The organism is Streptomyces sp. R-07, assembly GCF_049913175.1.
Lineage (GTDB): Bacteria > Actinomycetota > Actinomycetes > Streptomycetales > Streptomycetaceae > Streptomyces.
Window position 1 is genome coordinate 3,995,954 of sequence record NZ_CP183978.1, and the last position, 24,242, is coordinate 4,020,195.

Consider the following 24,242-nt stretch of genomic DNA (forward strand, 5'->3'; position numbering starts at 1 on the left):
GTGGTCGTCAGCCCATGACCTTGACTTCGGTCAACTGGCCGCGGAACTCGCCGTCCGTGAGGGGCAGCTCCGTCAGCCAGACCAGAACGTAGCGGGTCGTGACCGGCTTGGTGAGCTTCAGCTTCACATCGCTGTCGGATCCGGACGCCTGGGTGGTGAACCCTTCGGCCGTGGACGGCGCCGAGGAGGCGCCGTCGGGCGCCGTGCGGACCTCCACCGAGGTCTGCCCGACGAACGACAGATCGACCGCGCGGACCTTCTGGGCCGAGCCCAGGTCCAGCACGATCCCGACGCCGCTCTTCAGGTTGCCGAACTTCGCGGTGGTGTAGTTCTTGGTGTGCCAGAAGGTGTTCGGATCACCGTCGAAGGCGTCCTGCACAGACTCCGGGTACTCCTCGCCGTTGCCCCCGGGGGGCGGGTCGAAGTCCTGGGCGGACGAGATCGTGATCGGCTTCGGCGGCTCGGGCTTCTCGTCGGCCGGGGGCTGCACGATCGGCGTCTCGTCCTTGTGCTCCGGGGCGAGCAGCCGGTCCGCGATCTGCCAGCTGCCGAGACCCAGGGCGGCGATCAGCAGCGCCGAGACGGCCCACTTCAGTGCCTTGCCGGTGCGGCTCTGCAGCGGGGGCGGCGGGACGACGACCGGCTGGGTGACCGGGGGCCGCGGCTGGGGGCGGCCGTAGGTGCCCTGCTGGTACGTCGTGTGCTGGTACTCGGGCGGGGCCGTGAACTCCGGCTCCGGCGGCCTGACGCGGGGCATCGCCGCCACGGCCTTGGCCAGTTCGTCCGGAGTCGTGCAGGGCGGCTCCTGACGCGAGGCGGTGGCCCCGTCGTTGACGAGGGCGCGCATGGCGATCTCGGAGAGGCCCCGGTGGACGCCGGCACGGACCTGGTCCGGAGGCAGCAGTCCGACGCCCTTGGGCAGCCCGGAGAGCCCGTAGGCGTCGCTGTCGTACGGCCAGCGCTGTGTGAGCGCGGCGTACAGCAGGGCGCCGATGGCTTCGGTGTCGCTGCGCTGCGGACGCTCGGCGGTGATGCCGCGCAGGGCGGCGTTCACGGCGAGGCCGCGGATCCGGTACTGGCCGGTGGAGCTGCGCAGGACGGCGCTCGGCGTGAGCCGGAGGTGCGCGAGGCCCTCGCGGTGGGCGGCCGCCATGGCCTGGGAGACCTGGCTGACGAGCTGGTACGCGTCGTGGGGCTCCAGCGGCCCGGTCGCGAGCAGTGCGGTCAGCTCGGTGGAGTCCGGCAGCCACTCGTGCACGACGTACACGAGGTCGTTCTCTTCGACGGCGTCGAGGACCTGGACGAACCGGGGGTCGCCGAGCAGGGCCGAGGAGCGGGCCGCGGCCAGCACCGACCGGGCTCTGGGATGGTCGGCCGGCAACAGGTGGACCCCGACGGCTCGACGGAGCTTCTCGTCGACGGCGCGCCAACTGCTGAACCCGTCCAGACGGGTGACGCACTCCTCCAACCGATAGCGTCTGGCCAGCTTGTGGCCGCTGTGCAGTTCGGGTGCCGTGATGGAGGGCTGTTCGCCGCTCTGTCGATCGACCGCCTTGTTCTCCGTGGCCTCGGCGGTCTTCTCCGCCGTCTTCTGATCTTCCGCCACCCCGTCGGTCGCGGCCGTGTCCGCCTTGGCGGTCAGCGGGTCGTCACCGCTGTTGTCGGCCACGTCGACGGCAGCCGTGCTACGTTCCGCCACCGTCGTTCCTGCCTCCCCATCCGTTGCGCCACATCCAACAGCCAAGCCAATTGTGCCCACAGTCGGACGCTATGCACGACACGCGGTTCCCGCCGATGGTTGTGCGGGACCGCCGGTTCAGCGTCCCAGGCGTCCGCGAACCATGCCGACCAGGGTGTTCAGTTCGGCGATCCGCATGCGCTTCGCCGCGACGAAGAAGACGCCGAGGAGCACCACCCCGCCGACCACCAGGGCGACGAGCGAGCCGAGCGCGCCCTCGCCGAGCAGCTTCAGCAGACCGAAACCGACGGCGCCGGAGACGATCGCGGCAGGTACGGAGGCCATGCAGAGCCGCGCGTAGGTCCGCAGCACGTGGGTGCCGTCCAGGTCGCCGCCCAGGCGCTTGCGGAGCCGGCGCCACGCGATGCCGACGCCGACGGCGTAGGCGAGCCCGTACGAGGCGGCCATGCCGACGACGGCCCACTGGGCGGGCAGGACGACGTAACAGATCGCCGAGGCGGCCGCGTTGACGGCGGCGACGATCACCGTGTTGTAGAAGGGCGTTCGGGTGTCCTCGTAGGCGTAGAAGCCACGGAGCACGACGTACTGGACGGAGTAGGGGATCAGACCGAGGCCGAAGGCCATCAGGATGAAGCCCATGCCCTGGGCGGCCTCGACGCCGCTGGAGGCGTAGAGCAGGGTGCACATCGGGACGCCGAGAGCCAGGAAGGCGAAGGAGACCGGGACGATCGCGACGGCCGAGTTCCGCAGGCCCTGCGAGATGTCGTCCCGGACGGCGCCGGGGTCGTCGTCGTGCGCGGCGCGGGAGATCCGCGGCAGCAGCGCGGCCATGACGGAGACCGTGATGATGGCCTGCGGCATGCCCCAGATCAACTGGGCGTTGGAGTAGGCCAGGAAGCCGGCACCGTTCTTCCCGGACTCCTCACCGGCGGCGGTGGCGAGCTGGGTGACGACCAGGACGCCCGCCTGGTTGGCGAGGACGAAGAGCACGGTCCACTTGGCCAGCTTGACCGTCTTGCCGAGCCCGTGGCCCTTCCAGTCGAAGCGGGGCCGGAAGCGGAAGCCCGTCTCGCGCAGGTACGGGATCATCGCCAGCGCCTGGACGACGAGGCCGAGCAGGGTGCCGATGCCCAGGAGGCGGATGCCCTCGTCCGGGATGGTCTGCACGCCCATGTGGGACTCGGCGGAGGTGCCGTAGACCCAGATGAACAGGCCGAAGGTGACGATCATGACGATGTTGTTGAGGACCGGGGTCCACATCATCGCGCCGAACTTGCCGCGGGCGTTGAGGATCTGGCCCATCACCACGTGCACGCCCATGAAGAAGATCGTGGGAAGGCAGTAGCGGGCGAAGGTCACGGCCACGCTGTTGGCCGCGGCGTCGTCGGCGATGGTGTTCGACATCAGCCGGATCAGCAGCGGCGCCGCGAAGACGGCCAGCGCCACGATGAGGCCGAGCGCCACCATGACCAGGGTGAGCAGGCGGTTGGCGTAGGCCTCGCCGCCGTCCTCGTCGTTCTTCATCGAGCGCACGAGCTGGGGGACGAAGACCGAGTTGAGGCCACCGCCGACGGTGAGGATGTAGATCATCGTCGGCAGGGTGTAGGCGATCGTGAAGGTGTCACCCAGCAGGGCCGCACCGAGCGCACCGGTGATCACCAGGCTGCGGACGAAGCCGGTCAGCCGGGAGACCAGGGTGCCGGCCGCCATCACCGCGCTCGACTTCAGCAGTCCGGAGGCGCGCCCGGACTTCTTGGGCGCGGGCGCGGGCAGGGGGTCCGGCTCCGGAGCGGGCGGGGGCACCTGGCCGGGCGCCTGCTGGTCCCGGTAGAGGTGCGCGAACGCGTCCGGCTCGGGCGTCTCCTCACCGGCCCGGGTCACCAGGTCGTCGACCCCGGTGAACTGGACCGTGCGCGCGTCGTCGCCGTACGGCAGGTGGCGCGAGGGACCGTCCGGCTCGGGCGCCGGGGTCTGCGCCCACACCCGGGGGTCGGGGGCGTGCTGGGGCGCGGCCGGCTGCTGGTAGAGCGCGTGGGGGTCCTGGTACGTGCCGGGCGGGGGCGGCGGGTGCGCGGCGCGGTCGTAGAGCGCCTCGGTCACCGGATCCTGCGCGGACACGTCCTGGGCCCGGTACGGGTCGTGGGCGAAGGCGTCCTGGACGTAGGGGTCCTGGGCGTACGGGTTCTGCGCGTAGGGGTCCTGTCCCTGCGGGTCAGGGGCGCCCTGCTGCGGGGGCGGCACCGGCGGGTGGCCGGAACCGGTAGGCGCGGCGGGCGTCCCACCGGACGGCGCCGGGCCGCCCGCGCCCTGGCCGCGGTCACCGTCGTACGGCGCGTTCATGGTTACCCCACCTCATCGTCCCCGGCCGACCGGCCACGACATCGCTCAACGGTCCACTTTCTCACCCGGGCCCGACGGGTCGCCGCTTTCGGGCCCGGTGTCCGCTGTCGGGTCACTCGGCTGCACGGGTTCGTCCCCGTCGGGCTCCTCCTCGGCGGGAGCCTCCGTGCCGGGCCCGGAGGCCGTGTCGTCCTCGGCGGTCTCGGCCGCCTCGGCCTCGGCGTTCCGGGCGGCCACCCGCTTGCGCTGGCTGTACATGCGCACGCCGGCGAGGACGAGGAGGAGGACACCGCCGGCGATCACGAGCATCACCGTGGCGGTGATCTCGGAGACCTTCACGGTGAAGTTCATCGGCTGTCCGTACGGGGTGCCGTCCTCGGTGTAGAGCTGGGCCGTCATCGGCACCTGGCCGTTGACGTTGGCCGAGGCGGTGAACTTCACCGACTGGCTGTGCCCGCCGCCGACCTTCACCGGGAGCTCGGTGTACCGCTCGCCGTTCAGCTCCAGCCGGTTCTTGTTCGCGGAGGTGAGGCGCAGCTTCAGGTGGTCCACGCCCTGGAGCAGCTTGTTCTGGACGGTCACGGGGATCGTCGCGCTGCGGCCGGAGAGCGTGAGGTCCGACTTGTCGACCAGCTGGACGCCCTTGGTGAGGGTCTGCAGATAGTCCAGGACGTCGTTCCGGTAGATCGCGGCCGCCCGGGCCTCACCACGCCAGGACGTCGACATCTCGCGGTTGATCGCGTTGCCGAACGGCGTCACGACGCGTTCCGGCTGGGTCAGGATGACCTTGAAGTCGTCCAGCTCGTCCCGCGTGGTCTTCATGTCACGGAAGGCCTGGACCGGAAGCTCCCGGTCGCGGAGCTTCTTGGGGTAGCGGGAGCTGCTCGGCACCTGGGTGGAGGCGTCCGGGTCCGGCTTGACGACGGCGGCCGCGAGGAGGTCGGTCGGCTGGGTCCAGCGGCGGCCGGAGAGGCCCTCCAGAGCCGTCGCCATGGCCTGGGCCTGGGCCACGCTCGGCATCCGCTGCGGGGCCACCACGACGCTGCGCTGGTCCTCCGGCTGCTCCAGGGTGACCGCGAGGGACTGGGCGAGGAACTCCTGGACCGCGAGCGTGGAGTTCTCCGCGCGGACCATGTCGCCTTCGAAGGCGGTGGACAGGAGCGCGTCGCTCACCACGGCCGTGGTGCTGCCGTTGCCGAGCGGGCGGGCGGCAGTGGGCGTGTACGGGAGGTCGTCGCGGACGCTGTCGCTGCGGGCGATCACCTTGTCGGCGCCGGCCGAGGTCGCGACCGCCACGATGGAGGGGTCGACCGCGCCGTCGGCGGGCCAGGCGAAGTCGGTGGACGCCGGTACGTGGAGGACGGTCTCGACCGTCATGCCCGCCAGCGCGGTCGCCGACTGGAGGTGTCCGAGGGAGCCGGGGACGTCCTTGCCGCGGTGGGCCAGCGAGGCCAGGTCGGGGTCGGCGAAGGGAAGGGCGACGACCTTGTGCCCCTGGACGGCCTTCTCCAGCGCGTCCAGCCACCGCTCGGCGACGGCCTGGTTCCGGCCGGGGACGTCCAGGTCGCCGTCCTTGACGCGGTAGCCGTTCGCCATGGCGTCGACGGAGGCCAGCAGGTCCGGGTCGACCACCCAGGTGACCGGGAGGTCCTTGCCCAGGGAGACCAGCTGGTCCAGGCGCCCGCCCGGACGCAGTTCGGCCGCCAGATCGTCGTCCTCGAAGACCGGGGTCTGCTGGTCGTCCGTGGCCGTCTGCGCCGAGACGTGCGCCGAGGAGATCAGCGGCCAGAGATAGGTGAGCTGGGTCTTCTTCTCGGTGGCCTCGGGCTGGTACGGCAGGAAGGTCCGCTCGATGCCGAGCACCCGGTCGTACTGCCGGTCCGAGGTCTGACCGGTGAGGGAGACGCCCAGCTGGTAGACGCCGTCCTCGTCGAGTCCGAGCTCGGAGACGGGCACGGACAGGGAGAAGTCCGCGCTGAGGCCGGCTCCCAGCCGGGGGATCTTGACGGTGGGGGCGTCGTCGAGGGGGGCGGGGTCGCTGTCGTTCCGGAAGCCCGTGCGCCCCGTGACCTGCTCGATCTCGCTGCGGCTCGTCATCCGCGGGCCGACGCGCAGGTTCACGGTCGCGTCGGTGACGGTCTTCTTGCCCCGGTTGGTCACCGTGCCGGTGACGGTGACGGTGTCCCCCTCGACGGGCGCACTCGGCGCCAGCGTGTCGAGGGACACATCGACCGTCCTGGATCCGGTGCCGTCCTCGGCGGCGGCCGCCGAGGGGGCGACCGGGGCCTGGAGCAGGCCCGCGAGGAGCGGCGCCCCGAAGGCGACGGTGATCGTGCGCCGCAGCCATCGGCGGGCAGGTGAGGGACCGGTTCCCTGGATGTCTGCCGCCTCGGCCACGCGTTCGCCCGTCCTCGTCGTTGTCTCTGGTGCCAGTGGTGTCGGTGGTTCCCGGTTGCTGTGTCCAGGCATGGTAACGAGGCACGCTGGGGGCAAGTGCCGGGGACTGCTCCAGCCGATCTTCGACCGATCGCCGGCCGACGCCGTCGGGCGCCCTGCCCGGCGGAAAACGGGGACGTCGCGGTGAGCCGGGGCACGTACCCTTTTCTGTTGTGCCGAACGCCAACGAAGACACCCCGACTGCACTGAGCCAGGTGCAACGCCGCGCGGTCAGTGAACTGCTGCGTGTGTCCCCTGTCGCCGACGACCTCGCCCGCCGTTTCCAGGAGGCCGGGTTCAGCCTCGCGCTGGTCGGCGGCTCGGTGCGGGATGCGTTGCTCGGCCGACTCGGCAACGACCTGGACTTCACCACCGACGCCCGCCCCGAGGACGTGCTGAAGATCGTCCGCCCCTGGGCCGACGCCGTGTGGGAGGTCGGGATCGCCTTCGGGACGGTCGGTTCCCAGAAGGACGCCCGCGTCGGAGACGCTGTTCAGAGCTTTCAGATCGAGGTCACCACGTACCGCTCGGAGGCGTACGACCGGACCTCCCGGAAGCCCGAGGTCTCCTACGGCGACTCCATCGACGAGGACCTCGTCCGGCGTGACTTCACCGTCAATGCGATGGCCGTGGCGCTCCCCGAGAAGGAGTTCATCGACCCGTACGGCGGCCTTGAGGACCTCTCCGCCCGGGTCCTGCGCACGCCGGGTACGCCGGAGGAGTCCTTCTCCGACGACCCCCTGCGCATGATGCGGGCCGCGCGGTTCGCCGCTCAGCTGGACTTCGAGGTCGCTCCCGAGGTCGTGACGGCCATGAAGGAGATGTCCGGCCGGATCGAGATCGTCTCCGCCGAGCGCGTCCGTGAGGAGCTCAACAAGCTGCTGCTCTCGGCGCACCCCCGGAAGGGGCTCGGGCTCCTCGTGGACACGGGCCTCGCCGAACACGTGCTGCCCGAGCTGCCGTCGCTGCGCCTGGAGAGCGATGAGCACCACCGGCACAAGGACGTCTACGAGCACTCGCTGACCGTGCTCGACCAGGCGATCGACCTGGAGGAGGACGGGCCCGACCTGGTGCTGCGCCTCGCTGCCCTGCTCCACGACATCGGCAAGCCGCGCACCCGCCGCTTCGAGAAGGACGGCCGGGTCTCCTTCCACCACCACGAGGTGGTCGGCGCGAAGATGACCAAGAAGCGCATGACCGCGCTCAAGTACTCCAACGAGATGATCAAGGACGTCTCGCGCCTGGTGGAGCTGCACCTTCGCTTCCACGGCTACGGGACCGGCGAGTGGACCGACTCGGCCGTGCGGCGCTACGTCCGTGACGCCGGGCCGCTGCTCTCGCGGCTGCACAAGCTGACCCGCTCGGACTGCACCACGCGGAACAAGCGCAAGGCGGGCGCGCTCTCCCGTGCCTACGACGGCCTTGAGGACCGGATCGCCCAGCTCCAGGAGCAGGAGGAGCTGGACTCGATCCGCCCCGACCTCGACGGCAACCAGATCCAGGAGATCCTGGACATCGGTCCGGGGCCGGCCATCGGCCAGGCGTACAAGTTCCTGCTGGAGCTCCGGCTGGAGAACGGGCCGATGGAGCACGACCAGGCCGTCTCCGCGCTCAAGGAGTGGTGGGCAGCGCGCGACTGAGCCGAGTCGGCGCCCGGACGGTCCGATGTTTCACGTGAAACACGGCCACGGCCGACGCTGTGGAGGGGTGGTGTTTCACGTGAAACATCACCCCTTCTGGCGTTCCCGGTGCAGGACCACGGCGATCGCCGCGTAGATCACGGACACCAGCACGACCAGAAGCGGCGACCGGCCGTCGGGCGGCAGCATCAAGGCGGCGACGCCCGCCGCGCCCACGAAGGCGACGTTGAACAGCACGTCGTAGAGCGAGAAGACCCGGCCCCGATAGACGTCGTCCACAGCCGTCTGGACCACCGTGTCCGTCGCGATCTTGGCCCCTTGGGTGATGAGCCCGAGGACGAAGGCTTCGATGAGGAAGGGCGTCGGGGCGAAGGGCAGGCCGAGCGCCGGTACGAGGACGGCGGCCGCGGCCGTGCACACGGTCATCCAGCCGAAGGGGTCGAACCGTCCCACCCCCCACGGGGAGAGCACGGCGGCCGCGAAAAAACCGGCGCCCGAGGCGGCGACGGCGAGGCCGAGGAGTCCGAGGCCCTCGGAGTCCGTGGTGCTCCAGGCGTAGCGGCAGAGCATGAGCAGGGTGACGAGCAGAGCGCCGTAACAGAAGCGCATGAGGGCGACCGTGGCGAGCGCCCGGGCGGCGGGGCGCCGCTCGGAGAGGTGCCGCAGGCCCGCGGCCAGCCCGTGGGCCGTCGACCTCAGGGCCGAGGCGAGGGGCCGAGGCGTGACGTCGGGATCGGGGCCGAGGAGCTCCCGGGACATCCGCAGGGAGGCGAGGCCGGCGCAGAGGTAGAGAACGGCGCCTAAGGCCACGACGACCGCGTCGGAGTTGTCGGCGATGAGCCGGACACCGAACGCGAGACCGCCGCCGAGGGTCGCGGCGAGGGTGCCCGCGGTGGGCGAGACCGAGTTCGCCATGACGAGCCGCTCCGCGTCGACGACACGCGGGAGGGACGCCGAGAGTCCGGCGAGGACGAACCGGTTGACGGCGGTGACGGAGAGGGCGGAGGCGTAGAAGAGCCAGTCCGGTACGGAGGCGAGGACGAGGACGGCCGTCCCGCAGGCGAGCAGGGCGCGCAGGAGGTTCCCGTACAGGAAGACCTGGCGGCGCTGCCAGCGGTCGAGGAGCACCCCGGCGAAGGGCCCGACGAGGGAGTACGGGAGCAGGAGCACCGCCATGGCGGAGGCGATCGCGGTGGGGGAGGTCTGTTTCTCGGGGGAGAAGACGACGTACGTGGCCAGGGCCACCTGGTAGACGCCGTCGGCGCACTGGGAGAGCAGCCGGACGGCGAGCAGGCGGCGGAAGTTCGTCAGGCGCAGGAGTACGCGCAGATCACGTACGACGGACATGGCGCAAGACTCACATACGAAGAGGGCCCCCGGGCAGTGGCTCGGGGACCCTCGATCGACAAGCGTGCGGCGCTTTAGCGCTCGACCTCACCCTTGATGAACTTCTCGACGTTGGCCAGCGCCTCGTCGTCGAAGTACTGCACCGGCGGGGACTTCATGAAGTACGAGGACGCGGAGAGGATCGGGCCGCCGATGCCGCGGTCCTTGGCGATCTTCGCGGCGCGCAGGGCGTCGATGATGACACCCGCCGAGTTCGGGGAGTCCCACACCTCGAGCTTGTACTCGAGGTTCAGCGGAACGTCACCGAAGGCGCGGCCCTCGAGGCGCACGTACGCCCACTTGCGGTCGTCCAGCCAGGCCACGTAGTCCGACGGGCCGATGTGGACGTTCTTCTCGCCCAGCTCGCGGTCCGGGATCTGCGAGGTGACGGCCTGGGTCTTGGAGATCTTCTTGGACTCCAGGCGGTCGCGCTCCAGCATGTTCTTGAAGTCCATGTTGCCGCCGACGTTGAGCTGCATCGTGCGCTCAAGACGGACACCACGGTCCTCGAACAGCTTCGCCATCACGCGGTGCGTGATGGTCGCGCCGACCTGCGACTTGATGTCGTCGCCGACGATCGGGACGCCCGCCTCGGTGAACTTGTCAGCCCACTCCTTGGTGCCGGCGATGAAGACCGGAAGGGCGTTGACGAACGCGACCTTGGCGTCGATGGCGCACTGCGCGTAGAACTTCGCGGCGTCCTCGGAGCCCACGGGCAGGTAGCAGATGAGGACGTCGACCTGGCGGTCCTTGAGGATCTGGACGACGTCGACCGGCTCCTCGGCGGACTCCTCGATGGTCAGGCGGTAGTACTTGCCGAGACCGTCGAGCGTGTGACCGCGCTGGACCGTGACGCCCTTGTTCGGGACGTCGCAGATCTTGATGGTGTTGTTCTCGCTGGCGCCGATGGCGTCGGAGAGGTCGAGGCCGACCTTCTTCGCGTCGACGTCGAAGGCCGCGACGAACTCGATGTCACGGACGTGGTAGTCGCCGAACTGGACGTGCATCAGGCCGGGCACCTTGGCCGCCGGGTCGGCGTCCTTGTAGTACTCGACGCCCTGCACCAGCGAGGCGGCGCAGTTGCCCACGCCGACGATGGCTACGCGAACCGAACCCATTCCGGTTGCTCCCTGTGTGATCGTGGAAGCCCTGCTGTGCGCAGGGTTTCACTTGGCGGTGTCGTCGGACGGATCCGGCCGGGTACTGCCCCCGTGCCGGGGCAGGCCGCCCGTTTCTCCAGAATCGTTGTCGTGCAGAGCGTGGCCGTCGGGGCCGGATCGCTGATCCCGCCCTGCCCGCTCGCTCTCGATGAGCTCGTTCAGCCAGCGCACTTCGCGCTCCACGGACTCCATACCGTGGCGCTGCAGCTCAAGCGTGTAGTCGTCGAGGCGCTCGCGCGTCCGGGCCAGGGAGGCGCGCATCTTCTCCAGGCGCTCCTCCAGCCGGCTGCGGCGGCCCTCGAGCACGCGCATCCGTACCTCGCGCTCGGTCTGCCCGAAGAAGGCGAAGCGTGCCGCGAAGTGCTCGTCCTCCCAGGCGTCCGGGCCGGTGTGGGACAGGAGCTCCTCGAAGTGCTCCTTACCTGCCGCGGTCAACCGGTAGACGATCTTGGCCCGGCGTCCTGCGAGTGAAGCGGCGAGGGCCTCCTCGGGAGCGCTGCCCGGCTCCTCGATCAACCAGCCGTTGGCGACCAGCGTCTTGAGGCAGGGATACAGCGTTCCGTAGCTGAAGGCCCGGAAGACGCCCAGCGAGGTGTTGAGGCGCTTCCGCAGCTCGTACCCGTGCATGGGGGCCTCGCGCAGCAGGCCGAGTACGGCGAACTCGAGGATGCCGGAGCGTCTGCTCATCCGTCGCCTCCTCCTCCGCCTTCGGGGCCCTTATGCCGTGCTGATGTATCGACTCGATACATCAGCACGATAGAACGGCCACTCTGTCTCGACAAGCGGGACGGCCGTGACCGGCGTCACATCGTCAATTCATAGGGAGCGACTTGCCTGATTTGGGGTGAACTCCGGCCCTAGGTGGGTTTTGGCCGTGCGTAGTCTGTGCGGCATGCAGATGACCGGGAACCGAGCGATGCCGTGGGGCGTCAGTGCTGCGGGTGACCGGCTGCGGTACGGAGGGACCTCCGATGGGTTCCGGCCGTGCGCATTTCGGGGGGACCGGAACTCAACTGCCGCTTCCAGGCGTACGCGCCTGCCCGAGGAGTAGTCGTTCGATGAGCGAGCATCGTCGCAAAATGCCGCCGCAGCAGCCGCCGACGGGCGGTCGCGCAGCGGCACGGCGCGCTGCCCAGCAGCCGATGGGCCGCAGGTCGGCCCCGGCCCATGACGCCGGTACGGGGGCCCCTTCGGCCTCGTACGGCCCTCCCTCCTCCCACGGAGAGGAGCAGCGTCCCTACGGAGGGCGCGCCGAGGCCCGGCGGGCCGCCCAGCGCGGCAGCCGCCGCCGTGGTGCCGACCCCGGCCCCGGTGGGCCGGGCGGTCCTGGTGGGGGACGTCGTGGCGGCGGTGGTGGCGGCCGCGGCAGCGGTCCGGGGCGGGGCTCCGGCGGTCGCCCGCCGGGCAAGAAGCGGCTGATCGACTACCCGCGCCACAACAAGTACGGCTGGCGTCGCTGGATGCCGTCGTGGAAGCTCGTGACGGGCACGTTCCTGTTCTTCGTGGCGAGTCTCATGGGCGCTGCGACGATCGCGTACTCGAAGGTGGAGATCCCCAACACGGCCGACACCGCGACCTCGCAGAACAACATCTACTACTGGGCCGACAAGACCCGGATGGTCGCGACGGGCAGCGGCACCAACCGGCAGATCGTGGGCATCGAGCAGATCCCGCTGTCCATGCAGGACGCGGTGATCTCGGCGGAGAACAAGACCTTCCGGGACGACTCCGGTATCGACCCCATGGGTATCGCCCGCGCCGTGTGGAACATGGCCAAGGGCGGCGAGACCCAGGGTGGATCGACGATCACCCAGCAGTACGTGAAGAACAACCGCCTTGACGACCAGTCGCAGACCATCACCCGGAAGGTGAAGGAACTCTTCATCTCCATGAAGGTCGGCAATGAGCTCAGCAAGGACGAGGTCATGACCGGCTACCTGAACACCTCGTACTACGGACGTGGTGCGTACGGCATCCAGGCGGCGGCCCGCGCCTACTTCAACAAGGACGCGAAGAACCTCAACGCCAGCGAGTCGGCTCTGCTCGCCTCGGTGCTGAAGGGCGCGACGTACTACGACCCCGCCGGCTACCCGGATATCGATCCCGAGGCATCGGCCGTGAAGAACACGGCGAGGGCCACCAAGCGGTGGAGGTGGATCCTCGACGAGATGGTGAAGGACAACCACCTCTCGGCTGAGGAACGGGCGAAGTACACCACCTTCCCCAAGACGGAGAAGCTCCGGAAGAGCGCCAACCTGAGCGGTCAGATCGGCTACCTGGTCAGCACCGCCAACCAGAACATGCTGAACCAGTTCGGGATCACCGAGCAGGAGTTGGAGCGCGGCGGCTACGAGATCTACACCACCTTCGAGAAGAAGAAGGTGGACAAGATGGAAGAAGCGGTCAAGGCCGTCATCAAGGAGCACATCGACCCGAAGAAGCGCCCGAAGGAGGACAGCAACGTCCAGTTCGGTGGCGCTTCCGTCGACACGGCGACCGGGAAGATCGTCGCTCTCTACGGTGGCGTCGACGCCACCAAGCACTTCCGGAGCAACGCCGACAGCACCGGTGCCCAGGTCGGATCGACGTTCAAGCCCTTCGTGCTCGCCGCAGCGATGAGGGACGGCGTCCGGAACCCGAAGCTCGGGCCAGACCAGGGCGCCTCCGAGCGCAAGATCCTGGACCCGGACAAGAGCCTCTACAACGGCAAGGACGATCTGGAGATCCGCAAGTACAACGGGGACATCTGGCTCGATGACAAGGGGAAGGAGTGGAAGCAGAGCAACGACGAGAACGCCAGCTACGGCCCCGTCTCCCTGCGCTACGCCATGATCAAGTCGGCCAACTCGCCGTACGTTCAGCTCGGCATGGACGTCGGCATCGACAAGGTCCGCAAGGCCGCGATGGACGCCGGACTCCGCGAGGAATCCCTGGTCAAGGCCGACGTGCCCTCCTTCTCCCTCGGTGTCTCCAGCCCGAGCGCCATCCGCATGGCCGGCGCCTACTCCACCTTCGCCAACAAGGGTGAGCAGAACGACCCCTACTCCGTCGAGCAGGTGAAGCGGAGCGGCGAAGTCATCCACAAGCACGAGGCCAAGCCCAAGGCGGCCTTCAGCCCGGCCATCGCGAGCAACGTCACCGACGTGCTGCGGTCCGTCGTGGACGACGACCGGGGCACCGGCCGCAAGGCCCGGATCCCCGGCCGGGCGGTGGCCGGCAAGACCGGTACGACCGATGACAACATGTCGGCCTGGTTCGTGGGCTACACGGCGCAGCTGGCGACCGCCATCGACATGTACCGCTTCGACGACGACGAGACGAAGCAGGGCCGCGAGTTCCAGTCGATGTACGGCACCGGTGCCCAGCCGACGATCCACGGTTCGTCGTTCCCCTCGCGGATCTGGCGGGACTACATGACGGATGCCGTGGAGGGCATGCCGATCGTGGACTTCCCCGAGCCGGAGAAGCTGGAGGGCGCCGAGGCCGTCTTCGGCGGTGGCGCGAAGAGCCCGACGCCGACGCCGACGGCCACCCCGACGCCGACCGACTCCGCCTCGCCGACGACGACTCCGCCGGCCACGCCGACGACGACTCCCCCGGCGACGCCGACCAGGACGCCGAAGCCGGGCAAGACGACCTGTGGCGTGTGGGACTTCAACTGCAACGACACGGGCGGTTCGGGTGGCAACACCGGGCAGCCCACCACCACACCACCCGCCACCGACTCGCCGACGCCGACCGACTCGCCGACGGACACCTCCGGGGGCGGGAACGGCAAACCCGGCGGGACCTTCCCCTGATCCCTTCGCCTTCGGGCGAGAACCCGGATGTCCTGAGGGCCGCCGCGTCCGCTCCGTACCTTCCGTACGGACCGGCCGCGGCGGCCCTCGCCGTTTTCCCGGGGACGTACGGCAGGATGTCCCCCATGCCGAGCCTCCAGAAGTCGAGCGCGCCGCAGGACCGCTCGCAGACGGTCATCCCCACCCACCGGGACAAGGTGGCCGCCGCGGGCAGCGAGCTGATCGGTGGCCCCTACGGCCGCCGGGCGGCGGCCGGCACCGGGCAGCTGACGCCGGTGCGGGTGATCGCGCTCGTGGCCCTCGGCATGTACGCCCTCGGCATGGTGCAGAAGCTGCCCTGTTACAACTGGGCCTGGTTCCGGGGCACGACCTCCCAGTACACCCACGCCTGCTACTCGGACATCCCGCACCTCTTCGCCGGGCGGGGCTTCGCGGACGGCCTGGTCCCGTACTTCGACCGGCTGGGCGGCGACATACCGTTCCTGGAGTACCCGGTCCTGACCGGCCTCTTCATGGAGGTCGCGGCCTGGCTGACGCCGGGGGGCGGCGACATGACGCAACGCGAGCAGTCGTACTGGCTCGTCAACGCCGGCCTGCTGATGGTCTGCGCGGCCGTCCTGGCGGTCTGTGTGGCCCGGACGCACCGCCTGCGCCCCTGGGACGGTCTGCTGGTCGCGCTCGCGCCCGCGGTCGCGCTCACGGCCACGATCAACTGGGACATGCTGGCCGTCGCGCTGACCGCCGCCGCCGTCCTCATGTGGTCGCGGAGCCGGCCGCTGGCCTTCGGGATCCTGCTGGGCCTGGCCACGGCCGCCAAGTTCTACCCGATACTGCTCCTCTGCCCGCTGCTGCTGCTCTGCTGGCGTGCCGGGAAATGGCGGGCGTACGGGACCGCGGTGCTCGGCGCGTGCGGTGCGTGGCTGGTCGTGAACCTGCCCGTGATGCTGCTCGCTCCCGAGGGGTGGAAGCAGTTCTACCTCTTCAGCCGGGACCGGAACGTCGACTTCGGTTCGATCTGGCTGCTGGTCAGCCAGCGGACGGGTGACACGATCGCGCCGGGCCGGGCCAATCTGTACGCCCTGCTGCTGATGGCGGCGGCGGTGGCCGGTCTCGCGTTCCTGGCGTTCACTGCGCCGCGCAGGCCGCGCTTCGTCCAGCTGGCCTTCCTGGTCGTCGCCGCGTTCGTGCTGACCAACAAGGTCTACTCGCCGCAGTACGTCCTGTGGCTGGTCCCGCTGGCGGCGCTCGCCCGGCCGCGCTGGCGCGACTTCCTGGTCTGGCAGGCCTGCGAGGTCACGTACTTCGTCGGCGTCTGGATGTACCTGGCCTTCACGACCAGCGGCAACAGCAAGCAGGGCCTTCCGGTGGACGGCTACCAGTTCGCGATCGTCCTGCACCTGCTCGGCACGCTGTACCTGTGCGCGATGGTCGTGCGCGACATCCTGACGCCCGAGAAGGACCCGGTCCGGCAGGACGGCTCGGACGACCCGTCGGGGGGCGTCCTGGACGGCGCCGAGGACGTCTTCGTGGCGGGCAGGGCGGCCCACCCGGCCCGGCACGCCGCCCCGGCCCTGGAGGAGGGGCAGCGGGTGCGCTGGGGCACCACCGACGACCCGAACTACCCGTGGGGCGCCCCCGACTAGCCGGAACTCCCCGTGGAGAGCACCGGACAAGGACCGAAACGATCAACCCCCGGGAGCAGGGCTCCCGGGGGTTGATCGTTTCCGGACGGCTCAGCGCTCGACGATCCGGTCGAACTGCGTCGTGGTGTGGCGCAGATGCGCCACGAGCTCGTCGCCCACCCGGGGCTCCTGGGCGTCGGCCGGCACGAACAGGATCGACACCTGCATGTGCGGCGGCTCGGCGAACCAGCGCTGCTTCCCGTCCCAGACGAAGGGCGAGAGGTTCCGGTTGACGGTGGCGAGGCCCGCCCGGGCCACGCCCTTGGCGCGCGGCATGACGCCGTGCATCGCCTTCGGGGCCTCCAGGCCCACGCCGTGGGAGGTGCCGCCGGCGACGACGACCAGCCAGCCGTCCGACGCGGCCTTCTGCTGGCGGTAGCCGAACCGGTCGCCCTTGGCGACCCGGGTCACGTCGAGGACGGCGCCCCGGTACTCCGTGGAGTCGTGGTCGCCGAGCCACAGCCGGGTGCCGATCCGGGCGCGGAAGCGGGTCTGCGGGAACTGCTGCTGGAGCCGGGCCTGCTCCTCGGCCCGCAGGTGGCTCACGAACATGGTGTGCAGCGGCAGCCGGGCGTTCCGCAGCCGGTCCATCCAGGCGATGACCTCCTCGACCGCGTCCGTGCCGTCCGGACGGTCCAGGGGCAGGTGGAGGGCGAAGCCCTCCAGGCGGACGTCCTCGATGGCGGCGTGGAGCTGCTGGAGCTCCTCCTCGCGGACTCCGTGCCGCTTCATCGAGCTCATGCACTCGATCACGACGCGGGCGCCCACCAGGGCGTGGACGCCGTCCACGGACGACACGGAACGGATCACCCGGTCGGGCAGCGGAACCGGTTCCTCGCCCCGGCGGAAGGGGGTGAGGACCAGCAGGTCGCCACCGAACCAGTCCTTGATCCGCGCGGCTTCGTACGTGGTGCCCACGGCGAGCATGTCGGCGCCGAACCGGGCCGCCTCGTCCGCGAGCCGCTCGTGCCCGAAGCCGTACCCGTTGCCCTTGCACACCGGGATGAGCCCGGGGAACTGGTCGATGACGGTCTTCTGGTGCGCCCGCCAGCGAGCGGTGTCGACGTAGAGGGAGAGCGCCATGGCCGGCCCGGAACCTTTCTGATGGGAGCGGTGTGTCAGAGGTGTGTACGAGACTACGAAACCTACGGAACGGTCAGCGACGCGACATGTAGATGTCGAGCGCCTTGTGCAGCAGCTTGTTCAGCGGGAAGTCCCACTCGCCGACGTACTCGACTGCCTCGCCGCCCGTGCCCACCTTGAACTGGATGAGGCCGAAGAGGTGGTCGGTCTCGTCGAGCGAGTCCGAGATGCCCCGCAGGTCGTAGACGGTCGCACCCATGGCGTACGCGTCGCGGAGCATCCGCCACTGCATCGCGTTCGAGGGCCGGACCTCACGGCCGATGTTGTCGGAGGCGCCGTAGGAGTACCAGACGTGCCCGCCGACGACGAGCATCGTCGCGGCGGAGAGGTTCACACCGTTGTGGCGCGCGAAGTAGAGCCGCATGCGGTTGGGGTCCTCGTTGTTGAGGACGGTCCACATGCGCTGGAAGTACGAGAGCGGGCGCGGCCGGAAGTGGTCACGGACGGCCGTGATCTCGTACAGCCGCTGCCACTCGGCCAGGTCCTCGTAGCCGCCCTGGACGACCTCGACACCGGCCTTCTCGGCCTTCTTGATATTGCGGCGCCACAGCTGGTTGAAGCCCTTGAGGACGTCGTCGAGCGAGCGGTTCGCCAGCGGGACCTGGAAGACGTAGCGGGGCTGCACGTCGCCGAAGCCGGCGCCGCCGTCCTCGCCCTGCTGCCAGCCCATCTTCCGCAGCCGGTCCGCGACTTCGAAGGCGCGCGGCTCGATGTGGCTGGCCTCGACGTCCTTGAGGCGCTTGACGTCCGGGTCCTGGATGCCGGCCTTGATGGCGGTCGAGTCCCAGCGGCGGATGACCACCGGCGGACCCATCTTCACCGAGAAGGCGCCCTGCTGCTTGAGGTGCGCCAGCATCGGCTGCAGCCAGTCGTCCAGGTTCGGCGCGTACCAGTTGATGACCGGGCCCTCGGGCAGATAGGCGAGGTAGCGCTTGATCTTCGGGAGCTGGCGGTAGAGCACCAGGCCGGCGCCGACGAGCTCACCGGACTTGTCGAACCAGCCGAGGTTCTCCGAGCGCCACTCGGTCTTCACATCAGCCCACGCCGGGACCTGGCAGTGGCTCGCCGCGGGCTGGCTCTGGATGAATGCCAGATGCTGCTCACGGCTGATGGTCCGAAGGGTCAGGCTCATGCGGGGCGCTCCTCGGCAGGTGTGTCCCCATCGGTCAGGGGCTCCGGCTCTCGCGCCGAAGCCTACTGTGACCGGGGAGCGCCCCGAATGGGTGTGTGTGCGCCGACGTGGCGCCCGTCTCAGCTGACGACGCCGCCGAAGAGGCCGCCGTGCGCCATTCCGAGGTAGAACCCGAACGCCGAGGCGCCGAGTCCGAGGATCAGCAGGAAGCGCTCGCGCGTCGTCACGGAGATGAACTGTCCGTACGCGCCGGTCAGGATGCCGACCAGGCCCGACCAGGAACTCAGCAGATGCAGGTTGTCGAACTGCGCGGTGACGAAGGAGAGGATCCCCAGCACCAGGGTCACAGCCATCAGGGTGTCCTGGAGCGGATGGGGTTTGCCGTCGGTCGCGAAGAGAGAGTGGCCGGGGTCGGGTCGCATTGCCTGTGCCATGGGGCACCTCCTGGCGTGCCTGCCGGAAGGCGGCGCATCGTAGCGCCGCCCATATCCGTTGTGTACAGATTGCGTCCCCTCCCCGGGGAATTTCAACCGGAAGCAGATGTGCGGGTACTCTGTACAGCTGCGCCGGTGTCTGCCCAGGTCCCTCCGGGGCCCCGACAGCACTCCTCGCTCGCCGAGGGGGACTGTCAGTGGTGGCGGATACCGTTGCTTACGCATCACGACCCTCCTGCCACGGAACGACCGTGGCCGCTGAGTCCAAAGGAGGTGGGTTCCACATGCGTCACTACGAGGTGATGGTCATCCTCGACCCCGATCTGGAGGAGCGCGCTGTCGCCCCCCTGATCGAGAACTTCCTCTCCGTTGTCCGTGAGGCCAACGGAAAGGTCGAGAAGGTCGACACCTGGGGCCGTCGTCGTCTCTCGTACGAGATCAAGAAGAAGCCCGAGGGCATCTACTCGGTCATCGACCTGCAGGCCGAGCCTGCGGTCGTCAAGGAGCTCGACCGCCAGATGAACCTGAACGAGTCGGTCCTCCGGACCAAGGTCCTCCGTCCCGAGACCCACTGAGCTTCTAGCTCAGAGGTCATCGGGTCCGAGTAGCTACAAAGCAGCCAGAAGCAAACCCGCCGAGAGGTTCCCCCATGGCAGGCGAGACCGTCATCACGGTCGTCGGCAATCTTGTCGACGACCCCGAGCTGCGCTTCACCCCGTCCGGTGCGGCGGTCGCGAAGTTCCGTATCGCGTCCACCCCCCGCACCTTCGACCGTCAGACCAATGAGTGGAAGGACGGCGAGAGCCTGTTCCTGACCTGCTCGGTCTGGCGTCAGGCGGCGGAGAACGTCGCCGAGTCGCTCCAGCGAGGCATGCGCGTCGTCGTGCAGGGCCGGCTGAAGCAGCGGTCCTACGAGGACCGTGAGGGCGTCAAGCGCACGGTCTACGAGCTGGATGTCGAGGAAGTCGGCCCCAGCCTCAAGAACGCCACGGCCAAGGTCACCAAGACCACCGGTCGAGGCGGCCAGGGTGGATACGGCGGCGGCGGCCAGCAGGCCGGCGGCGGCGGTGGCGGCGGCAGCTGGGGTGGAAACTCCGGCGGTTCCCAGCAGGGTGGCGGCGGTGCTCCCGCCGACGACCCGTGGGCGACCGGCAGCCCCTCCTCCGGCGGCGGCCAGCAGGGCGGCAGCGGTGGCGGTGGCGGCTGGGGTGGAAACTCCGGCGGCGGCTACTCGGACGAGCCCCCCTTCTAGGGCTCGCGCCCTCGAAGCAGCTCGTACCCCCACTTCTTGATCACACAGGAGAAACACCATGGCGAAGCCGCCTGTGCGCAAGCCTAAGAAGAAGGTCTGCGCTTTCTGCAAGGACAAGACCGCGTACGTGGACTACAAGGACACGAACATGCTGCGGAAGTTCATTTCCGACCGCGGCAAGATCCGTGCCCGCCGCGTGACCGGCAACTGCACGCAGCACCAGCGTGACGTCGCCACGGCCGTCAAGAACAGCCGTGAGATGGCGCTGCTGCCCTACACGTCCACCGCGCGATAAGGGAAGGGTGACCGAAAAATGAAGATCATCCTCACCCACGAGGTCTCTGGCCTCGGTGCCGCTGGCGACGTCGTCGACGTCAAGGACGGCTACGCTCGCAACTACCTGGTCCCGCGTGGTTTCGCGATCCGCTGGACCAAGGGTGGCGAGAAGGACGTGGCGCAGATCCGCCGCGCCCGCAAGATCCACGAGATCGCGACCATCGAGCAGGCCAACGAGATCAAGGCCCAGCTCGAGGGCACGAAGGTGCGCCTGGCCGTTCGCTCCGGCGACGCCGGCCGTCTCTTCGGCTCCGTGACCCCGGCCGACATCGCCTCGGCGATCAAGACCGCGGGTGGCCCCGACGTCGACAAGCGTCGCGTCGAGCTCGGTTCGCCGATCAAGACCCTGGGCTCGCACCAGGTGTCCGTGCGTCTGCACCCCGAGGTTGCCGCGAAGCTCGGCGTCGAGGTCGTCGCCGCGTAACGCTGCCCTTGGCAGTCTGCGCTCAGCAGTGAGGAAGGGCCGTACCCCTCGGGGTGCGGCCCTTCCGCTGTTTCCGATGACGTTTCGTGCTGCCGTTTCACGTGAAACACGCGGGTAGATCAGCGGGTGGCGCCGGTGACGATCCAGCGGCCGGAGCGCATCCGGAACCAGAGGGTGCCCATCCGTACCGACATCATCAGGGTCATCGCCCACCAGAGCGCCGTCAGCCCGCCGCCGAGCGTCGGGACCAGGAGGGCGACCGGGGCGAAGACGAGCAGCGTGAGCAGCATCGCCCAGGCCAGGTAGGGGCCGTCTCCCGCGCCCATGAGGACCCCGTCGAGGACGAAGACGACTCCGGAGATCGGCTGCGAGATGGCGACCACGAGCAGGGCCGGGAGCAGGGTGTCCTGCACGGTGGTGTCGCCGGTGAAGAGCGGGACGAACAAGGGCCGGGCGACGATGAGCAGCGCGCCGAGCATCACCCCGGAGAGCACGCCCCACTGGACCATGCGGCGGCAGACCTGCCGTGCGCCGTCGGCGTCGTCCGCGCCGAGGTAGCGGCCGATGATGGCCTGACCCGCGATGGCGATCGCGTCCAGCGCGAAGGCCATCAGGCTCCACAGGGACAGGATGATCTGGTGGGCGGCGACCTCCGCGTCCCCCAGCCGGGCGGCGACGGCCGTCGCGATCATCAGGACGGCGCGGAGCGAGAGCGTACGGACCAGGAGCGGGACGCCGGCCTGGGCGGAGGCGCGTATACCGGCCGGGTCGGGACGGAGGGAGGCGCCGTGGCGCCGAGCTCCCCGTACGACCACGACCAGGTAGGCGACGGCCATGCCGCACTGGGCGATGACCGTGCCCCAGGCGGAGCCGGCGATGCCCAGTCCGGCCCCGTAGACCAGGCCGACGTTGAGCGCGCCGTTGGTCGCGAAGCCGGCGATGGCCACGTAGAGCGGTGTACGGGTGTCCTGGAGGCCCCGCAGAACGCCGGTGGCCGCGAGGACCACCAGCATGGCGGGGATCCCGAGGCTGGAGATCCTGAGGTAGGTGACGGCGTACGGGGAGGCCGTGTCCGAGGCCCCGAAGAGGTCGACGAGCCACGGCGCCGCGGGCAGGGTCAGCACGACGACGGCGGCGCCGAGGAGGAGCGCGAGCCAGATGCCGTCCATGCCCTGCCGGATGGCGGCCGGGAGGTCGCCCGCGCCCACCCGCCGGGCGACGGCGGCCGTGGTGGCGTAGGCGAGGAAGACGAAGACGCTGACGGCGGTGGAGAGCAGGGCCGCGGCGATCGCGAGGCCCGCGAGCTGGGGTGTGCCGAGGTGGCCGACGATGGCGCTGTCGACCATGAGGAACAGGGGCTCGGCGACGAGGGCGCCGAAGGCCGGCAGGGCGAGGGAGACGATCTCGCGGTCGTGCTGTCGGCGGACGGCCTTGGAGGTCGCGGGGGCCTGGGTCATGGGCTCAATCTAATCTTCCACAGGTAAGAGATGCAATGCCTCAGTGATCCTTACTTTCCGATGGGGCGAGGCTTCGGGTGTGGGCCGTTTGTTCTGATCTTGGTCCAGGGGGAAAAGTTTTTCTCCCCCACAGCCCGTGGATGGGAAAAGCGCAGGTCAGGTGTGTGAGGGCGGGGGTGTTATGAGTTTGTCCACATGGCTGTCCCCCGCTCCGTGCACAGGATCCGGCGAGTTCTCCACAGCATCTGGCCCTTCACCCACAGGGCCTGTGGATAACCAGATTGGCTGACGCCCCCCGCGGGCCTACCGTGGTCCGGCGCCCGACTCGCCAGAAGCGGTCGCAAAGCCACTCGTTGATCAAGGCCGTGGCGTAAGAAGAGAGTGGCACGGCGAGGTCCGCGGAGCGGACGGGAGGAGGTGCTTGGTGAGCGTTCCCGAGCCCATGGACGACCCTTGGGCCGACAGCGGACCGAGCGACCGGCTGCCCACCCGTACGCGAGGCGAAGGGCGCGGCCGCGGCCGCGGGCGGGACGACCAGCACGAGCGGGGCAGCGAAGGCCCCTGGGACGGCGGCCTCTCCGGCTTCGAGCGCGTGCCCCCGCAGGATCTCGACGCAGAGCAGTCCGTCCTCGGCGGCATGCTGCTCTCCAAGGACGCCATCGCGGACGTCGTGGAGATCATCAAGGGCAACGACTTCTACAAGCCCGCGCACGAGACCGTCTACGCGGCGATCCTCGACCTCTACGCCAAGGGCGAGCCCGCCGACCCGATCACGGTCGGTGCCGAGCTCACCAAGCGCGGCGAGATCACCCGTGTCGGCGGCGCCTCCTACCTCCACACCCTGGTCCAGTCGGTACCGACCGCGGCCAACGCCTCGTACTACGCCGAGATCGTCCACGAGCGCGCGGTCCTGCGGCGCCTCGTGGAGGCCGGCACCAAGATCACGCAGATGGGCTACGCGGCCGACGGAGACGTCGACGAGATCGTGAACTCGGCCCAGGCCGAGATCTACGCGGTCACCGAGCAGCGCACCACCGAGGACTACCTGCCGCTCGGCGACATCATGGAGGGCGCGCTCGACGAGATCGAGGCGATCGGCTCCCGCAGCGGCGAGATGACCGGTGTGCCCACCGGCTTCACCGATCTCGACTCGCTCACCAACGGGCTGCACCCCGGCCAGATGATCATCATCGCGGCCCGTCCCGCCATGGGTAAGTCGACCCTCGCCCTGGACTTCGCCCGGGCGGCCTCCATCAAGCACAACCTGCCCAGCGTCATCTTCTCCCTCGAAATGGGCCGCAACGAGATCGCGATGCGTCTGCTCTCGGCCGAGGCCCGCGTCGCGCTCCACCACATGCGCTCCGGCACGATGACCGACGAGGACTGGACCCGTCTCGCCCGCCGGATGCCGGACGTCTCCCAGGCCCCGCTGTACATCGACGACTCCCCGAACCTGTCGATGATGGAGATCCGCGCGAAGTGCCGCCGGCTCAAGCAGCGCAACGGCCTCAAGCTCGTCATCATCGACTATCTGCAGCTCATGCAGTCGGGCGGTTCCAAGCGGCAGGAGAGCCGTCAGCAAGAGGTCTCCGACATGTCGCGAAACCTGAAGCTCCTCGCCAAGGAGCTGGAACTGCCGGTGATCGCGCTCTCCCAGCTGAACCGTGGTCCCGAGCAGCGCACCGACAAGAAGCCGATGGTCTCCGACCTGCGTGAGTCGGGCTCGATCGAGCAGGACGCCGACATGGTGATCCTGCTGCACCGCGAGGACGCCTACGAGAAGGAGTCCCCGCGCGCGGGCGAGGCGGACATCATCGTGGGCAAGCACCGTAACGGCCCGACGGCCACGATCACCGTGGCCTTCCAGGGCCACTACTCACGCTTCGTGGACATGGCCCAGACCTGATCCGCCCGGCAGGCT

The 24,242-nt window shown here is 69.4% G+C and carries 18 protein-coding genes; 8 read left to right on the forward strand and 10 right to left on the reverse strand.

The window, feature by feature from the left end; translation table 11 throughout:
* Positions 1 to 7: 7 nt before the first annotated feature.
* The 3 genes from ACN9M0_RS18235 to ACN9M0_RS18245 form a co-directional block, all read right to left on the reverse strand.
* Entirely contained in the window at positions 8 to 1,699 is a 1,692-nt protein-coding gene (locus ACN9M0_RS18235; RefSeq protein ID WP_366037079.1) for a protein kinase family protein, read from the reverse strand.
* A gap of 117 nt (positions 1,700 to 1,816) precedes the next feature.
* Positions 1,817 to 4,039, reverse strand: a complete 2,223-nt coding sequence (murJ, locus tag ACN9M0_RS18240) for a murein biosynthesis integral membrane protein MurJ (protein ID WP_366037080.1) — start codon at positions 4,037 to 4,039, stop codon at positions 1,817 to 1,819.
* Positions 4,040 to 4,084: 45 nt separating this feature from the next.
* On the reverse strand, positions 4,085 to 6,436 hold the full coding sequence (locus tag ACN9M0_RS18245) for a DUF6049 family protein (protein WP_426403905.1): 2,352 nt from the start codon (positions 6,434 to 6,436) through the stop codon (positions 4,085 to 4,087).
* A gap of 212 nt (positions 6,437 to 6,648) precedes the next feature.
* On the opposite strand from ACN9M0_RS18245, the gene ACN9M0_RS18250 reads away from it, so the two are divergent.
* Positions 6,649 to 8,115 (forward strand): CCA tRNA nucleotidyltransferase, encoded by a 1,467-nt coding sequence (locus ACN9M0_RS18250; RefSeq protein ID WP_366037082.1) that lies wholly within the window; start codon positions 6,649 to 6,651, stop codon positions 8,113 to 8,115.
* 87 nt (positions 8,116 to 8,202) lie between these two features.
* Here ACN9M0_RS18250 and ACN9M0_RS18255 read toward each other — a convergent pair whose 3' ends face one another.
* The 3 genes from ACN9M0_RS18255 to ACN9M0_RS18265 form a co-directional block, all read right to left on the reverse strand.
* Positions 8,203 to 9,462 carry an MFS transporter gene (locus ACN9M0_RS18255; protein WP_366037083.1) on the reverse strand — a complete coding sequence of 420 codons (1,260 nt, stop codon included), beginning with the start codon at positions 9,460 to 9,462 and terminating at the stop codon, positions 8,203 to 8,205.
* A gap of 74 nt (positions 9,463 to 9,536) precedes the next feature.
* Positions 9,537 to 10,619, reverse strand: coding sequence for an inositol-3-phosphate synthase (locus ACN9M0_RS18260; protein ID WP_366037084.1), 1,083 nt, complete (start codon positions 10,617 to 10,619; stop codon positions 9,537 to 9,539).
* Positions 10,620 to 10,667: 48 nt separating this feature from the next.
* Entirely contained in the window at positions 10,668 to 11,348 is a 681-nt protein-coding gene (locus ACN9M0_RS18265; protein WP_366037085.1) for a PadR family transcriptional regulator, read from the reverse strand.
* Between the two features lie 371 nt (positions 11,349 to 11,719).
* On the opposite strand from ACN9M0_RS18265, the gene ACN9M0_RS18270 reads away from it, so the two are divergent.
* Positions 11,720 to 14,461 (forward strand): transglycosylase domain-containing protein, encoded by a 2,742-nt coding sequence (locus ACN9M0_RS18270; RefSeq protein ID WP_366037086.1) that lies wholly within the window; start codon positions 11,720 to 11,722, stop codon positions 14,459 to 14,461.
* A gap of 125 nt (positions 14,462 to 14,586) precedes the next feature.
* On the forward strand, positions 14,587 to 16,104 hold the full coding sequence (locus tag ACN9M0_RS18275; protein WP_366037087.1) for a glycosyltransferase family 87 protein: 1,518 nt from the start codon (positions 14,587 to 14,589) through the stop codon (positions 16,102 to 16,104).
* Between the two features lie 90 nt (positions 16,105 to 16,194).
* Here the strand turns inward: ACN9M0_RS18275 and ACN9M0_RS18280 are convergent, their stop codons facing one another.
* The 3 genes from ACN9M0_RS18280 to ACN9M0_RS18290 form a co-directional block, all read right to left on the reverse strand.
* Positions 16,195 to 17,226 carry an alanine racemase gene (locus ACN9M0_RS18280; RefSeq protein WP_366037088.1) on the reverse strand — a complete coding sequence of 344 codons (1,032 nt, stop codon included), beginning with the start codon at positions 17,224 to 17,226 and terminating at the stop codon, positions 16,195 to 16,197.
* Positions 17,227 to 17,299: 73 nt separating this feature from the next.
* Positions 17,300 to 18,418: a lipid II:glycine glycyltransferase FemX gene (locus ACN9M0_RS18285; protein WP_366037089.1), complete on the reverse strand. Its 1,119-nt coding sequence runs from the start codon at positions 18,416 to 18,418 to the stop codon at positions 17,300 to 17,302.
* 119 nt (positions 18,419 to 18,537) lie between these two features.
* On the reverse strand, positions 18,538 to 18,852 hold the full coding sequence (locus tag ACN9M0_RS18290) for a hypothetical protein (protein ID WP_366037090.1): 315 nt from the start codon (positions 18,850 to 18,852) through the stop codon (positions 18,538 to 18,540).
* 284 nt (positions 18,853 to 19,136) lie between these two features.
* Between ACN9M0_RS18290 and rpsF the strand changes: the two genes are divergently transcribed.
* The 4 genes from rpsF (at position 19,137) to rplI (ending at position 20,864) form a co-directional block, all read left to right on the forward strand.
* Positions 19,137 to 19,427, forward strand: a complete 291-nt coding sequence (rpsF, locus tag ACN9M0_RS18295; protein ID WP_017240415.1) for a 30S ribosomal protein S6 — start codon at positions 19,137 to 19,139, stop codon at positions 19,425 to 19,427.
* Between the two features lie 74 nt (positions 19,428 to 19,501).
* On the forward strand, positions 19,502 to 20,104 hold the full coding sequence (locus tag ACN9M0_RS18300) for a single-stranded DNA-binding protein (RefSeq protein WP_399696238.1): 603 nt from the start codon (positions 19,502 to 19,504) through the stop codon (positions 20,102 to 20,104).
* A gap of 58 nt (positions 20,105 to 20,162) precedes the next feature.
* A complete protein-coding gene (gene rpsR, locus ACN9M0_RS18305) occupies positions 20,163 to 20,399 on the forward strand; it encodes a 30S ribosomal protein S18 (protein WP_005315025.1) in 237 nt (78 codons plus the stop codon).
* A gap of 18 nt (positions 20,400 to 20,417) precedes the next feature.
* A complete protein-coding gene (gene rplI, locus ACN9M0_RS18310; RefSeq protein WP_053640001.1) occupies positions 20,418 to 20,864 on the forward strand; it encodes a 50S ribosomal protein L9 in 447 nt (148 codons plus the stop codon).
* A 119-nt stretch (positions 20,865 to 20,983) separates the two neighbouring features.
* Here the strand turns inward: rplI and ACN9M0_RS18315 are convergent, their stop codons facing one another.
* Entirely contained in the window at positions 20,984 to 22,321 is a 1,338-nt protein-coding gene (locus tag ACN9M0_RS18315) for an MATE family efflux transporter (protein ID WP_426403906.1), read from the reverse strand.
* 424 nt (positions 22,322 to 22,745) lie between these two features.
* Here ACN9M0_RS18315 and dnaB point away from each other — a divergent pair, with 424 nt between their 5' ends.
* Positions 22,746 to 24,227, forward strand: coding sequence for a replicative DNA helicase (dnaB, locus tag ACN9M0_RS18320; protein ID WP_116159964.1), 1,482 nt, complete (start codon positions 22,746 to 22,748; stop codon positions 24,225 to 24,227).
* The last annotated feature ends 15 nt before the right edge of the window (positions 24,228 to 24,242 follow it).